9 protein-coding genes and 2 pseudogenes are annotated in these 14809 nt (G+C 63.2%); 8 read left to right on the plus strand and 3 right to left on the minus strand.

The window, feature by feature from the left end:
• The first annotated feature begins 117 nt into the window (after positions 1–117).
• Complete coding sequence (locus ACO05N_RS00075; RefSeq protein ID WP_422055179.1) at positions 118–2739, plus strand: family 20 glycosylhydrolase; 2622 nt, start codon at positions 118–120, stop codon at positions 2737–2739.
• Between the two features lie 6 nt (positions 2740–2745).
• Here ACO05N_RS00075 and ACO05N_RS00080 read toward each other — a convergent pair whose 3' ends face one another.
• Entirely contained in the window at positions 2746–3492 is a 747-nt protein-coding gene (locus ACO05N_RS00080; RefSeq protein ID WP_422055180.1) for a GntR family transcriptional regulator, read from the minus strand.
• Positions 3493–3982: 490 nt separating this feature from the next.
• On the opposite strand from ACO05N_RS00080, the pseudogene ACO05N_RS00085 reads away from it, so the two are divergent.
• Together ACO05N_RS00085 and ACO05N_RS00090 are read left to right on the plus strand one after the other, a co-directional pair.
• Positions 3983–4324: pseudogene (locus tag ACO05N_RS00085) on the plus strand (transposase); the annotation flags it as partial.
• A gap of 264 nt (positions 4325–4588) precedes the next feature.
• Entirely contained in the window at positions 4589–4999 is a 411-nt protein-coding gene (locus ACO05N_RS00090) for a hypothetical protein (protein WP_422055181.1), read from the plus strand.
• A 224-nt stretch (positions 5000–5223) separates the two neighbouring features.
• Here the strand turns inward: ACO05N_RS00090 and ACO05N_RS00095 are convergent.
• Positions 5224–5795: pseudogene (locus tag ACO05N_RS00095) on the minus strand (transposase); the annotation flags it as partial.
• 162 nt (positions 5796–5957) lie between these two features.
• On the opposite strand from ACO05N_RS00095, the gene ACO05N_RS00100 reads away from it, so the two are divergent.
• The 4 genes from ACO05N_RS00100 to ACO05N_RS00115 all read left to right on the plus strand — a co-directional run bounded on the left by ACO05N_RS00100 (position 5958) and on the right by ACO05N_RS00115 (position 9828).
• Positions 5958–6425 carry a hypothetical protein gene (locus ACO05N_RS00100; RefSeq protein ID WP_224922765.1) on the plus strand — a complete coding sequence of 156 codons (468 nt, stop codon included), beginning with the start codon at positions 5958–5960 and terminating at the stop codon, positions 6423–6425.
• Positions 6426–6812: 387 nt separating this feature from the next.
• Positions 6813–7748 carry a sensor histidine kinase gene (locus ACO05N_RS00105; RefSeq protein ID WP_224922767.1) on the plus strand — a complete coding sequence of 312 codons (936 nt, stop codon included), beginning with the start codon at positions 6813–6815 and terminating at the stop codon, positions 7746–7748.
• Positions 7741–8445 (plus strand): LytR/AlgR family response regulator transcription factor, encoded by a 705-nt coding sequence (locus ACO05N_RS00110; RefSeq protein WP_422055182.1) that lies wholly within the window; start codon positions 7741–7743, stop codon positions 8443–8445. Before ACO05N_RS00105 ends, ACO05N_RS00110 begins: the two co-directional genes overlap by 8 nt.
• Before the next feature lie 93 nt (positions 8446–8538).
• Entirely contained in the window at positions 8539–9828 is a 1290-nt protein-coding gene (locus ACO05N_RS00115; protein ID WP_422055183.1) for an amidohydrolase family protein, read from the plus strand.
• Between the two features lie 352 nt (positions 9829–10180).
• Here the strand turns inward: ACO05N_RS00115 and ACO05N_RS00120 are convergent, their stop codons facing one another.
• Positions 10181–11281, minus strand: a complete 1101-nt coding sequence (locus tag ACO05N_RS00120; protein WP_422055184.1) for a sensor histidine kinase — start codon at positions 11279–11281, stop codon at positions 10181–10183.
• A gap of 262 nt (positions 11282–11543) precedes the next feature.
• On the opposite strand from ACO05N_RS00120, the gene ACO05N_RS00125 reads away from it, so the two are divergent.
• On the plus strand, positions 11544–14630 hold the full coding sequence (locus ACO05N_RS00125; RefSeq protein ID WP_422055185.1) for a helicase-related protein: 3087 nt from the start codon (positions 11544–11546) through the stop codon (positions 14628–14630).
• The last annotated feature ends 179 nt before the right edge of the window (positions 14631–14809 follow it).

Consider the following 14809-nt stretch of genomic DNA (forward strand, 5'->3'; position numbering starts at 1 on the left):
GAGCGCGCCTCCTCCACAAACCGCCATGTCATTGAGCTGGCGAGACGTTGACAACGCCTCGCCGCGATGCAAGCTAATACCAATAAGAGCCCAAATGGCCGGGCGAGGAGGTCGAACATGCAGCATCCTGTCCCGCGCGCGTTGATTGCCGCGCTATTGGCGGTCGCGTCCCCGGCCGCTTATGGACAGGTCGCCGGCGCACCTTCCGCTCCCTCGTCCGAATGGGTCGATCTGGCCGAGCGCATGGATGTGCAATTCGCAATCCTGGACAACAGCAGCGGCGATTGCCCCGCCGGAAACGAGGATTGCTTCCGGGCCGAGATCACGCTCACCATGCCCGAGCATATGCCCGTGGCCGGCAATCTGCAGGACATCAGGATCTATTATGGGTTTGTAACTCGCCTGCTGGATTTCCGGAGCGACACGTTCCAGGACCGACTGATCAACGGCGACTTGCGCGAACTCAGTCTGCGCCCCGGTCGGCAACTGGAGCCTGGATCGCGCCACCTGCTGCAGCTGGTCGGTCGCGCGAACTTCTTTTCCACCTCCTACGTCATGCCCAATTTCTATCTGGTCACACCCGATGGTAAAGCATTGGTGTTGCGCGCCACCGTCCCCGTGATCGATGCCGAAACCGGGCTTGAAACGCTTCCCTTCGTACGGCCCATGACCGACGCGGTGAAGCTCGCCCGGGGCACTCCCGCCGATCAAACGCAGTGGCGCAGCGCGGCGACGGATTATGCCCGCTACGCCAGCTGGGATGCGACGACCGTTGCGAACCCCGGCGTTTCGGTGATCGTCCCCACGCCCCTTGCCGAAACCGCGCTCCCGGGGGATCCGCTCGATCTGCGCCGCGGCATCGCGCTGTCGTTGCGCGGAATCGAGCGCGCCCAAGTGTCAGAAGCACTGGCGCGGTGGGCGCGCGACGGCGTGCGTGAGGCAGAGGCTGGTGTCGCAGTCGAGATCCGGATCGACCCGGAGCTGCAACTGCGCGTGCCCGCCGCCGCCACCGCCAGCCCGGAGCGCTATCGCATCAGCGTCTCCAGCCAAAGTGTCGAGATCGAGGCTGCTTCCCCGGCCGCCGCCTCTGCGGCACTGTTCGGCCTGTCGCAGCAGATCGCCCATGGTGGCGGCGTGCTGCGTCCCATGCGGATCGAGGACGCGCCGCGCTTTGGCTTTCGCGGGCTTCACATCGACATCGCGCGCAACTTTCACGGTCCGGCCGAGCTGCACCGGTTGCTCGACCAGATGGCGCGCTACAAGCTGAACCGGCTGCACCTGCACCTCGCGGACGACGAAGGCTGGCGGCTGGAAATACCCGCCCTCCCGGAACTCGCGCAGGTCGGCGGCTTTCGGTGCCACGACCTGCAGGAGGACCGCTGTCTCCTTCCCCAGCTTGGCGCCGGTCCGGACCGCGCCGCGCCACAGAACGGCTACCTGACCCGGTCCGATTACATCGCGTTGCTCAAGGCGGCCCAGGCCCGGCATATCGAAGTCATTCCGTCGTTCGACATGCCGGGCCACAGCCGCGCCGCAATCAAATCGATGGAGGCGCGGTATCGCCGGCTGATGCGGGCGGGCGATCGGCAGGGCGCCGAACGGTATCGCCTCACCGACCCGGGCGATACGACGCAGTATCGCAGCATCCAGAACTATGATGACAACACGCTCAATCCCTGCCTGCCGGCCACCTTCCGATTTTTCGACACGGTGGTCGGGGAGTTGCAGGCCATGCATGCCGATGCGGGCGTGCCGCTCGAGACCTATCACATTGGCGCGGATGAGACCGCCGGAGCCTGGATCGAGTCTCCCGCGTGCCGCAAGCGCGCCCGGGGGGGCAAGGTCGACGGCAAGGCCGTGGGCGCGATGTTCATCGAACGCGTGGCGAAGCGGCTGAGCGACCGCGGCATTGTTCCCGCCGGCTGGAGCGACGGGATGGGCCATGCCGACCCCGCAAAAATGCCGGAAAAGGTACAGTCCAACGTCTGGGCGATGCTACTTTCGGAAGCGCCACAGGTCGCGCATACGCAGGCCAATCGCGGCTGGCGCACCGTCATTTCGGTCCCCGACATTACATATCTCGATCATCCGCAGGCGGTCGATCCCGATGAACCCGGCTATGACTGGGCGTCGCGCGGCACCGACTTGCTCAAGGTCTTCTCGCTGATGCCGGAAAATCTGCCGGCCAATGCAAGCATCGTGCGCGACCTGCTGAACCGGCCGGTAACCACGCCCGACACCGTGCCGCTTCGCCCCGGCGCGCGCCCCTTTTCCGGCCTGCAGGGGCATTTGTGGAGCGAGACCGTCCGCACCGACGGGCGGGTCGAATATATGCTGTTCCCGCGCTTGCTCGCGATCGCGGAACGCGCATGGCGCCGCGCGCCATGGGAGCCTGCCTATGTCGCGGGGCATGCCTATCGCTATGGCGACGAAACAGTCGATCGCAACGCGATCCTTGTCGACTGGCGCGCGTTTCGCGGCCGCCTTAGTGCGCAGATGCCGCTGCTCGATCGCGACGGCATCGCCTATCGCGTCGCCCCGCCGGGCGCGCGGCTGAGCGGCGGCGAACTGACGGCGAATACCGAGCTGCCCGGCATGGCGATCGAGTGGCGCGCGCGCGATGCGGCTGAATGGACGCTCTATCAGGCCCCGGTTGCGGTCCGTGGCGCCGTGCAAGTCCGCGCCCGATCGGCCGACGGTCGGAGGGCGAGCCGAAGCGTTTCGGTGACGCCGGAGTGATCCGGCTCAGCCGCCGCCGTTGATTTCCGACACGAAGTCATAGGTGTCGCCGCGATACCAGCTCTTGGTCAGTTCGACCATCTGCCCCCGCGCGTTGAAGCCCCGGCGCTCGATATAGAGCGCCGGCGATTGAACTTCGATGTCGAGCAGCTTGGCCTGGCTCGCGTCCAGCGACACGGCCCGAAGCCGTTGCAACGCGCGCACCGGGCGATTGTCATGCGCCTCCAGCGCGACATAGAGCGAGGTGTCCACCAGCTTTAGCGACGGCAGTGCGAAGTCCGGAATGGTCGTCATCTCGATCGCCAGCGGTTCGCCGTCGGCGCAACGCACGCGATGGAACCGAAAGACCTTCGATCCCAGGCTCTGGCCGAACGCCAGCGCTTCCTCGGTGGTGATCCGCCCGCTGCTGCGGTCGAGCCATCGCGATGTCACGTCCCGACCCGACGCCGCCATGTCCTCGCTGAACGACGAGATCTTCGCGAATTGCTTGTCAATGCGCGCCGCCACATAGGTGCCCGACCCCTGCTGGCGAACCAGCAACCCCTCCTCGACCAGGCCGGAAATCGCCTTTCGCACCGTGATGCGCGAAATACCGAGCCGTGCCGAAATCTCCCGCTCGGGCGGCAGCGTGGCGCGCGGTAGCAATTCGCCATTCTCGATCGCGCTCCGGATAGCATCCTGCAGCTGCAGATAGAGCGGCCCGGGGCGGCTAGCGCCGTCGAGCACAACATGATCGAAGAACGCGAAGTCCAATTTGGGTTTACCGGATGGCATTTTGAACAGCCTAAACAAAGCGCAAGGTTGGCGTGTGAGGCCGAGACGTCACACAAGCGCATCTCGATGGGGATTGCAACCGATCCACGCCGCACGTTCAGGTGTCACGATGGCGCAGCGTTGTCCGTCACCCGGCGAAGTCGGGTTCTGTGAGGTTCGAACATTCGAGCCGCCCGGCCGGATCGGCCGCTATGTCCCAACGGCCGCCTCCCCACGACCGACTCTATCAGATGAACGAACGGCCGGTTTCGGGCACGTCCGGAGGCGAGCTGAACGTCTGACTATGGGGCGCGAAGCTGTCGTTGCGCGCGGCGCAATTGACGGCAACGCGATCAAGAGCAGGTTCGAAATGGCTACAGCCATGTCCAGTAAAGTGGTTGATAACATGCGCGGTCGGCACGTCACACCTTAGGCGCGCAGCTTCGATCGCTGGCAGGCGAGATCGATTGGCTTGAGCCCCAGATCCTCGCCTGGCATCGGCCCCATCACGGCATCAGCGATCGGCGCAGCTCTGCCGGATGTATCGCTGTTCCGATCCAGTCGCCAGTTCGCTGCGTGGTTGGGTCATAACCCGCGCACCAATAGCTCAGGCGGCAAAAAGCGGCTCGGTGGGATCAGCAAGCAAGGCGATAGGTATCTGCGGAAGCTGCTGGTCGTTGGCGCCACCGCTGTGATGCGCATGGCGCGCAAGGTTGCGAGCCGCCAGCCCTGGCTGGTGCAACTGCTCGAGCGCAAGCCAGTGAAGATCCCCTCGTGGCCGATCGCACGACAGTTGCCGCCTCGTGTGGCGCCCGCGGGCGCAGGAACTTGACCATGGCCGCTGCCCGGCGGGGCAGACGATCAGGGTGCGCGGCAGCGCTGGCAGAGCACCATCGGGTGCAGTTGAGTGGATAGCAGGTGAGAGGGGAAAAATCCCTTGTCACCGCTCGCTATCTGCAAGCGAGGTTAAGATATGGCTTACGGAAACGCGCTCTCGAAACTTTTTTCCTATCACGTTGCAGCGACGCAACATATCAATCCGGACGATGGGCTCCGCGATGGCGCCCGTCATTTTAGCATCCAATCGACGTCGCCGATGACGGCACGCGGCCTCATGCTGATGAAGCAGGCGGTGCGCGAACACGGTCGCACGATCGTGTCGCTGATCTACGACGTCGATGGCGACACACCGAAGCTCGACCGGGTCTGGTTGATGATGCCATCCACCGACCCAGCGGTGCTCGCGCGCGGCGACGACCTGACTTTGCTCATCGACTGCAAGCTCTGGGCACCGGCCAACGACGGGCCGATCATCATCCTCGCGCCGATGACGTTCGGCGGGCACTTCGCGCTGTCTGCCGACGGAACCCGGCTTGAGCATCGCTCGCACCGGCCTGCGCAGCAGCTGGTCGCGGGCGTGCAGCGTGCCGAGAAGCGGATCGCGCGCGCTGCGCGGTCGCGTGGCCTGCGGGCACCCCGCGATACGACGATGCTGATCGCGGCCTGACACCAAGGTTCGGCGGGATGCTTCGGGCGTCCTGCCGAACTGCTCGCGCGCGCCGGCCACGCGCGCATTCGTAAACGACGCGCTTCGTCTGCGTTTTCTCACCCGTCCGCGTAAAGCGGAAACTTGGAGCGTTAACGGGAATAATCAATTGCCAAACCGACCGAATAGCAAATCGTTCTGCCTACGCTTCACCATCGGGTGGCTTTTGAATGATAAGTTCGATATGCCATGACACGGTGCCGCGGGCGTTTTGCCCGCAAATTCAGACCCTCCATCCGGTACAACCGCCGAACACGTTTCACGTTGACCGCCCAACCTTCGCGGCGAAGTAGCACGTGAATGCGCCGGTAGCCATAGCGCGCCGCGTCTCGGCAATCTCCTTGATCCTGCTCCTCAGTGGCGGCTGATCGCCTCGGACCGACCAGTAGCGGTGCGTCTTGCGATCGAACCGGAGCACGGAACAGCTGCGCCGTTCACTCACTCGATAACAATCCTGCACCCAGTGGACGATCTCGCGCAGCCGACCAGGCGCTAGGCTTTTTGCCAGCACTTCCTGGAGCATGGCCTTGTCGAGCGACAGGTCCGCCACAAGCCGCTTCAGCTTGTGTTTCTCTTCCCCGAGCTGGCGCATCTTGCGCAGCTCCGACGGCCCCAGGCCACCATACAGCCGCTTCCAGCGGTAGTACGTCGCCTCCGACACACCCATCTTGCGGCTGACCTCGGCGACCGGTGTTCAAACCTCGGCCTGGCGCAGCGCAAACGCGATCTGCTCGCCCGTGAACTTCAATTTCTTCATGCAAAACCTCCAGCTTCCGTCAGCTTCGACTTTGTCAGATTCCTCTCATTCTCACTGGAGGCATTTTTCGGGACAGGGTCATCGGACAGCGTGCAACGCCTCCGCCCTGCCCCGCTGCCTGAACCTAATTACGGTAACGACGAAGTCCGATAGGAATGGGCTATGTTCCGGACTTCGATCCTCGCGTTCACTCTGCTCACTTTGGTCAACGGCTGCGCCGACGAGCGGCAGGCGGATGTATCCCGCCGTGCGTCGGCACCGCTCAAGATCGTCAGCTGGAACCTCGAGCATCTCGCCGAACGCAACGGCCAAGGCTGTTGTCCCCGCACCGATGTGGACTATGCCGAGCTGCGCCGTCACGCCGATGCGCTTGCTGCCGATGTGATTGCGCTCCAGGAGGTCGAGAGCAAGGTTGCAGCCGAGCGAGTCTTCGATCCAGCCCGCTATGATGTCGTGATGTCGGCGCGCCCACAAAGCCGCCGCGGCGGCACCTGCTATGGCAAACCGGGACAAAGCATCGGCCACCAGGCGGTGGGTTTTGCAATCCGCAAAGGAGTTTCTTGGACCCGCAACGACGATCTGTCAGCGTTGGCGCTCGGCAGTCCGACTTGCGCTGGGGTGTCGATGTGACGATTGCAGGACGCCGCCCGCTGCGCCTCCTTGCCACTCACTTTAAGTCGGGTTGCCAGACAGGATTCGAACCCGAAATACCTGCCCCCTCAACCCACGGATTTCTGCGGGTTTCGCGGGATCGCGAGGCCCTTGTGAATCGGTTTTGTGTACGTGTCCAGTGCGATCTGGGGATTGATCCCTTCGCGCCCCGATCTCGGCCATCTGCATTTCGCGAACCGCGTTCTATTGCCGCTGGAGCTTCGCTCAGCGTATCGGGCATGCATGGAAGCGCTGACGAAAACCGACTACCGAATGCCGCGCATTTGGATAGCTTTTGCATGGTCATGTATAGCGCTTGCCTGGGGCCCTGCCGCAGCACTTGCTTCGAGCCCCCGCCCATCGCCCATGGACTTTTTCCTCGCGACGGCATTCTGCTTTGCAACCTTCCTCCCTTGGGCTCTGGCGACCCCAGTGCTATTCGCGATTTGCCGGAGACATCCGCTCGGAACGGGGCGCAATGCTTCCTCGGTCACAGCACTGCTGACCATCGGTTTGGGTGTCGTCGCGCTACTTTCGAGCCTGGTGCCAGTGATGCAAGCGCTGGGGGCGATCATCTTGCCGGCGCTTCTCGGAGGGCCGCAGTCAGTCGAGGCGTTGGCGAGACGTATCCTGGTCACATCCTTGTTCGCCGTGCCAACCTACGTGGCAGTCATCGCCGTCGGCCAGACGCTGGTATGGGCGGAGCGAGCGCGGGATCAGGAGGTCCGGTCAACGCGCGCAGAATTGCGAGCCTTGCGGGCCGAACTAAACCCCCACTTCCTGATGAACGCGTTGGGATCGATTGCCCAAATGGCCCATGCCTCCGCCGACCGCGCAGAGGCAGCACTATCGGCGCTGGCGAACGTCCTGCGTAGCGGTTTGTCGGCAGAAGAGGAGTTGCACACTCTTGCCGACGAATTGGGCGCCGTAGAAGAGCACGTGCTGCTCTATCGCCAATTGGACGGCAAACTCGATTACCGGCGCGAGGTCGCCGACGGACTGTGGCAGCGGCAGGTGCCGTCGCGCATCCTTGTTCCGTTGGTTGAAAACGCACTGACACATGGCGCGCCGCTGCCTGACGGCACGCGGCAGATCGAGCTATGGGTGACGGCTGCGCAAGATGTGACACGGATCAAGATCATCAATCCGTTGTCTCTCGTTCCGCACGCCTCGATCGGCCTAGGCTCCGGTCTTGAGCAGGTCAGGCAGCGCCTGTCGATCCTGTATCAGGACCGCTTCCGCCTCACTGCGAAACCTGAGGGCGCTCGCTTCCACGTGGTTCTAGAGGTGCCATTTGCCTGACCTGACGGTGCTGGCCGTCGAGGATAATCCGCTGGCTCGTGGAGCTTTGCTTCGGCTGCTAAAAGCACATGCTGATATCGGTCCCGTGGTCGAAGCTGCAACTTTGGCGGAGGCCAGAAAGAGCATCGCGTCGAGAACCTTCGACCTAGTCTTCCTCGATGTTTGCCTCCCTGATGGTGCGGGTACGCAACTTGGCAGCGAACTGAGCGGACACGTGCAAGCCCCCGCGCTGGTCTATATCACGGCCGATCCGGGAGCGGCGGTAGAAGCCTTCCGGCAAGGCGCGTTCGATTATCTGCTCAAGCCCATTGTAGCCTCCGATCTTGCCCGGGCCTTGGGTCGTGTGCGCCAGGCCCGGCATGGCTCAGCGCCCGCGCCGATCGAAATTCGCGACGGGTCTTCGACGCGCTTCATCGCAACCGAACTGATCGCGGCGGTAGAGAGTGCCGGCCATTACCAGTGCGTTCACGCCGCTGGCGAAGTGCACCTTATCCGTGAATCGATCGCTACACTCCTTGCACGGCTTGGGCCGGGCTTCGTACGCGTCCATCGCTCTGTCGTTGTTCGCGCCAACCTCGTCACCGCGATGGAAACGAAGCGTAATGGCGATGGGGAACTCGAACTGGTTGGCGGCAAGCGAGTTCGCTTCAGCCGATCTTTTCGAGGCGCCCTGGAAGAAGCGCTCTGCGCACGCTGACCGGTTCGCGTCGCCTGCGCCCCATCTCACGTCGCGGAAGCTGGCAGGGAGCAGCAGACAGCCTAGCGCCGGGCAACTCACGAAGGAGTGGTCATGTTGCGCTTTATTGTTCCGGCCCTTGCCATGTTGCTTGCGTCCGCCCCACTTGCCGCCGAAGAGGGAGAAATTACCGGCGGCCCCCGTGTTGCCGTCACTCTGCCCAAACCCACCCTTTCGCTTGAAGGAGGGAGGTGGTTCGACGGCCAGCGTTTTGTCGAGGACAGCTGGTATAGCGTCGACGGAAAGCTCACGCGCAAACGTCCGCCGAGAATTGATGTGCGAGTGAATTTGCAGGGGCAGTATATGATCCCACCGCTTGCCGATGCGCACAACCATAATCTGCAAAATGCGTGGTCGGCATCCACCTTTGCTGAAGATTATTTGAGACGCGGCATCTTCTATTCAGCGCAGCTGGCAGCGAATACGGAGGAGATTGCCGGGCATCGGGGCTTGCTCGGCGGTCCGGGACGCGTTGACGTGCTGTGGGCAGAAGCGACCTTGTCCAGTTCGGATGGTCATCCTCTAGGACTTGCCCTTGCGGGCGCAAAACAGGCCGGAATGCCCGCGAACCCAGGCGACTACATCGATAAGGCGTTTTGGGCGATCGATAGCCTCGCAGATCTGGATGCCAAATGGCCGAAGATTGCCGAGAGCCGCCCCAAACTGGTCAAGGTAATCGTTGTCGATGATGCCCATGCAGCGGCTCAGCGCCAGGATCCATCGAGTTATGGCCTTCGTGGAATGAGCACGGCTTTGCTGCCGCAGGTCGTAGAGCGAGCCCGCGCCGTCGGAGCGCGCGTCGCGGCCCATGTTGATAGCGCGGACGACATCGCCCGTGTCGTTGCTGCGGGTGTCGACATCGTCGCACATCTCAATACGCGCATCCCCGCTGGCCTGAGCGTGTCGGATCTGCGCCTGTCGGACGCGACGATCGCCGAAATGAAGCGGCGCAACACGGTGATGATTCCGACCGTCGCGGTCTCGCGCTACTACCTGATGGCGCATCCCGAAGATCGCGAAGCGCTGATGGCGGTCATCGCCGATAATCTGGCCCGGCTGAAATCAGCAGGTGTGCCGATCCTGACTGGCAGCGACCTGTTCGACGGATCGGTGATCGACGAGATCGAGGCCCTGGATGGGACCAAAGTCTTCAGCCCCGCAGAATTGCTGCGTCTTGCCACCACCACCACGCCGCAAGCTATTTTCCCCCACCGGAACATCGGCAATTTTTCGGAAGGAGCGGAGGCCAGCCTCGTCGCCTACGCTACCGATCCGACGCGCAACCTAGGAGTCCTCCGACGACCGCAGATCGCGATCAAGCAGGGCGAAATTCTAGCTCGCTAAGGTGATACAGATTGATGGGCCTATCGCTGCTGATGACTCGGGTCTGGTTGCTGGCGCGCCGCCGCACCCTGGCCGCGGCGTGGATGCAAGGCATGATCAACGCTCGCCGCGATTACCTTCAACGTTCAGCTGTGGCGCCGGGGCTGGTCAGCCGAAGCCAATTTGCTGCACCTCACCCTGGCGATTGGGGTCGCTGCGCTGGTCCTTCACGTACTGCGTCGATCCGATCGGCAAAGCTGACTTGGAACGACGGATTGCACATGTTGTTGTTTCGCCTTCCTGCGGTGGGACATCGTCTGCTTCCGGCCCGCTTTCAGCCCATTACTCAACACCGCAGCCGACTGACGCGGCCTTATCTCCCCGGGCGGGGGATAGGGCCGTCCAGGCTCAACTCCATACCATCGCCACTAGCCCGCCACTTGGGGACGATATTCATTGAAGAGGCGATGGACTGGATCACGCGCGATCCCAGACCAGAACCCTTCGCCGCGCGCTCTGCCTCTGCCGCGCCTGCGGTCCCGTTATCACGGCAAAGGAGCGCCAATCGGCCAGGCTGCGCATCTATCTCGACCTTGATTGAACCATGACCTGAGCCGAAGGCATGCTTGACGGAATTGGAAACAAATTCGTTGACTATCAAGACCAGCGAATTGGCAAGTTCCGGGCCTACCCCGCCGTCGCGCACGACTATAGAGAGTTCTATTCCTTCAGGGAGCAACTGTCGCAAATCGGTCTCGACGCGCATAAACAGCGATTTCGTGCTTACCAGATCCTGCCCACCCAGCTCGTGGAGTTCTGCATGGAGCGATGACAGTGAGCGAACGCGGCTACCCGCATCCTCCAGCGCGTGCCGCACAGCGGCGGCTGTTTCCCTCCGCGCCTTCATAAAAAGCAATGCCCCGATCGACGCGAGCGAGTTCTTGACCCGGTGATCGACCTCCCGCCGGAGTGTCTGCTCCTGATCCAGCGCCAAGCGAAGGTCCAGTTCACGCATGATATGGCGCGACAGCACCCGCAGCACCTTGCGCTGATGTTCCGACAACGCCCGCGGCTTGTGGTCCAGGACGCACAGCGTGCCTAGCGGAAGACCGTTAGCCCCCTTCAGGACCGACCCAGCGTAGAAGCGAAATCCCGGATCGCTGGTGCAAAGCGGATTATCCGCCATCCGTGCATCATCGAGGGTGTCTGATATCTCGATATAGTCGCCCTGCAGGATCGCGTGGCCGCACAGGCTTGTCTCGAGCGGAGTTGATCTGACGCCTAGCCCGACCTCTGCCTTAAACCACTGTCTGCCTTGGTCGATGAAATTGATAACCGAGACGGGGGCTTCGCAAATTTCCGACGCTATTTCGACCAGCTCGTCGAACTCGCGCTCCCGGTCGGTGTCCAGAATCCCGTAGCGACGAAGTTCGCGCAGGCGATCATCTTCATGCGGGTGCAATGCGGGCTTCATGCGCCTCCGTTAGCAACAGAGCACCGACAGCGGAAGTGACCGAACAGCACTATACCTCCCCGTCCCTTCCCCGCAGTCGGTGCCACGAAGCCGACAGGCTAATCCGGCCCAAGAGCGTCTTCGTAGGGGTCCCACCGGCAAAACTATTTTTGTCGCTCAGTGGCCTTTTTCGGACCCGTTGCGTTTGTCGCCAGCCGGATCGCAGTTGCGTCGCGGAATGGAGACAGGAATGACGTCATCGATAGCGTGGATCGCAGCCCAGATGGCGCGGAAGCTCGAAGCCGACGATCTGCTCTACCTCGCCGACGATGACCAACAGGCGCAGGCGCTTACTGCCGCGCTTCGGGCGATGCTCCCCGCCGCGCCGGTTTTCTTCGTGCCCTCGAGTGACGCCCTGCCCGGCGACGTGGCGCCCGCATCGCCAGCCAATATTGGAGTGCGCGTGGCTGCGCTGCACGCACTCCGCATGGCCCAACACGTGGCTAATCGCGCTCACTTGGCCTGCGTTATGAGTGGCGAGGCCGCGGCTCGGCTCTATCCGCCGCCCCAAGCCTTCGATCAGGCGCTGCCGCGGCTCTCGGTCGGGGACGTGCTGGCAATCGGGCGCTTGTCGGAGATGCTAGAGACAATCGGCTATGTCGCGGATGATCGCGTCGATGAACCCGGCGAGATGGCTGTTCGTGGCGACGTCGTCGATATCTTCCCCGCCGACGCCGGGGCGCCGGCCCGGATCGAAATTGCCGAGGGCAAGGTGGCTGCGATCCGTTCCTACGATGCCGTCACGCAGCGCACAGTCGGCGATCTCGAATCGATCGAGATCGGTCGCGCCGCCGAGCCGCCTGCCGACGGCGCGGGCTCGATCCTGCCGCATCTCGTTCCTGGCACGATCCTATTTTCGGAGAAAGCCGACAAGCGTCGGCGGCGTTTCCTGCGCTTGGCTGAGGATGCTGCGCAAGGGGATAAGCGAAAAATCGACGCGGTTGCGGAAGCGGATTGGGCGGCGACACTGTCCGAATGGCGAGTGGACCGCCTTGAAGCGGCATTCGATCCGGTTCCCCATTTTGCGGAGACGCGCTCGCCGCTGTCGGCGCTCACGCGTTTCGCCAAGCCGTTGCTGGAAACACATGCCTTCGTGTTAGCGGGGAGCCAGCGCGATCTGCGTTTCCTGCGTACCCGCGTCGCCAAGCGTCTCGGCCTGGAAGTCGCATCACTCGCCGATTGGGCCGAAGCCGAAGCTCTTCCCACCGGCACCGCCGGGCTGCTGGAGATGCCGGCCGATCGTGGCTTCGTAAGCAAGGCAATGGTGCTGGTGGCGGCCGCGGACCTGCTCGGCAGCCGCGCACTCAGCGACGGCTCCAGCACTGCCGCCGCCAATCCCTGGTCGGTCGGCGGCAGCGAAATACGGATTGGCGATGTCGTAGTTCATGAAGATCACGGCGTCGGCATCGTGGCAGGGCTTGAGCCCGCACCTATTGGCGGCGAAGGCGGCGAGATGATCGCGCTCGAATATGCCGGGGGCGCGCGGCGCCTCGTGGCGATCGATGACGCTGACCGGATCTGGCGCTATGGCGCGGATGCGGAAGCCGTCACCCTCGACAAGCTCGACGGTTCTTCCTGGTTGAAGCGCCGTGGTGAAATCAACGCAGCGATCACCGAAAGCGCGAAGGGATTGGCTGCCCTTGCCGAGACGCGTGCCAAGCTCGTCGCACCGGTCCTCGAGCCCGATCCCGCCGCCTATGAGCGTTTCGCTGGCGGCTTCCCGTTCAACGAGACCGCCGATCAAGCCCGTGCCATCGCCGCGGTGCGCGCCGATCTTGCCAGCGGCAAGCCGATGGACCGGCTCGTCGTCGGCGATGTTGGTTATGGCAAGACCGAAGTTGCGCTGCGTGCCGCGGCGATTGCCGCGCTGTCGAGCCATCAGGTGGTGATCGCGGCGCCGACCACGGTGCTCGTCCGCCAGCATCTCGCCAGCTTCCAACGTCGCTTCGAAGGGTCGGGACTGAACGTAGCCGGATTGTCGCGCCTGTCGAGCGCCGCCGAGAGAAAGGCGGTTAAGGCCGGCTTGGCCGACGGATCAGTGCACATCGTCATCGGAACCGGCATACTAATGGCGAAGGGCGTGACCTATGACCGGCTCGGTCTGGTGGTTATCGACGAGGAACAGCGCTTTGGTGCCGCCGACAAGGCGAACCTGCGTGGATCGGGCGAGATGCATTTGCTCAGCCTCAGCGCAACGCCGATCCCGAGGACCCTCCAGATGGCGCTTGTCGGTCTCCAGCAAATTTCGATCATCGCCACGCCGCCTGCCCGGCGCCAGCCAATACGCACCAGCCTTGATCACTATGACGATGGGCGCATCCGCACGGCACTGCGGCGCGAGAAGGTCCGGGGCGGGCAGAGCTTCGTCGTCGTCCCCCGGATCGAGCATATGGCCAATGTTGCCGAAAAACTGAGGCGGGTGGCGCCCGATCTGCTCTTGGTCGAGGCGCACGGCAAGATGCCGCCAGCTGAAATCGATGCGGTGATGGCGGGCTTTGCGGACGGACAAGGGGACGTTCTGCTCGCCACCAACATCATCGAAGCTGGGCTCGACGTGCCCCGAGCTAACACGATGATCGTCTGGCGTGCCGACCGCTTTGGTTTGGCCCAGCTTCACCAGCTTCGCGGGCGCGTCGGCCGAGGTGCGCGTCGTGGTCAGGTAATCCTGCTCACCGGCGATGACCGCACGATCGGAGAGCGGACGATGAAGCGACTGCGCACCTTGTCTACTTTCGATCGCTTAGGCGCAGGTTTCCAGATCAGCGCGCAGGATCTCGACATGCGCGGGGCCGGTGATCTGCTGGGAGAGACGCAGGCCGGGCACGTGAAATTGATAGGAATCGATCTCTACCAGCATTTGCTCGGGCAGGCGCTGCGCGAAGCGCGCGGGGAGCCGGCAGACCGTTGGACACCAGAACTTCATCTCGGCACGCATGGCGCGCTGCCGGACAGTTGGATACCCGAGGCCGATACGCGTCTGACGCTCTATGTGCGGCTAAGCGGATTGACGCGAGAAGCCGAAATTGACGCGTTCGAAGAGGAGCTGATCGACCGTTTCGGGCCGCTGCCCAATGCCGCTGCCGATCTGATGGCGCATTCCCGGCTGCGCCTGGCCGCGCGGACCGCCTGTGTCGCCCGCGTCGACGCCGGGCCTTCAGCAATCGCTTTAACGCCTCGACGCGACTTCAGTGCGGATGCTGCTCGGCACGGCCTGACGGCCAAAAACGACCGCCTCGTGCTTCTCGAAGCGATCGACGAACCCGCGCGAGCGGAACGGGTCCAGGCGTTGTTGGAAGCGCTTGCTGCTTGATCACAAGTCAGGATTGAGTGCTAGTGCGCATGCAGGCCCTGTGAGGGTCTGGATTTGCAGCTTGACGACTTCGGCTATGTCGGGATCGACGCGGAAGATGCGCGTGCCTTGACTGGGGCCCCCGAGATTGCCTGACAGGCTCCCTCACCTTGCGCGAGGTGTCGATTTTAACGCCCCAG

It is taken from the genome of Sphingomonas sp. (assembly GCF_965227385.1).
GTDB lineage: Bacteria > Pseudomonadota > Alphaproteobacteria > Sphingomonadales > Sphingomonadaceae > Sphingomonas.

Coding starts and splice junctions, on each gene's coding strand:
- ACO05N_RS00105 (WP_224922767.1), top strand. CDS start 6,813: ATGGACTTTTTCCTCGCGACGGCATTCTGCTTTGCAACCTTCCTCCCT.
- ACO05N_RS00125 (WP_422055185.1), top strand. CDS start 11,544: ATGGCGCGGAAGCTCGAAGCCGACGATCTGCTCTACCTCGCCGACGAT.
- ACO05N_RS00120 (WP_422055184.1), bottom strand. CDS start 11,281: ATGAAGCCCGCATTGCACCCGCATGAAGATGATCGCCTGCGCGAACTT.
- ACO05N_RS00115 (WP_422055183.1), top strand. CDS start 8,539: ATGTTGCGCTTTATTGTTCCGGCCCTTGCCATGTTGCTTGCGTCCGCC.
- ACO05N_RS00090 (WP_422055181.1), top strand. CDS start 4,589: ATGACGGCACGCGGCCTCATGCTGATGAAGCAGGCGGTGCGCGAACAC.
- ACO05N_RS00075 (WP_422055179.1), top strand. CDS start 118: ATGCAGCATCCTGTCCCGCGCGCGTTGATTGCCGCGCTATTGGCGGTC.
- ACO05N_RS00100 (WP_224922765.1), top strand. CDS start 5,958: ATGTTCCGGACTTCGATCCTCGCGTTCACTCTGCTCACTTTGGTCAAC.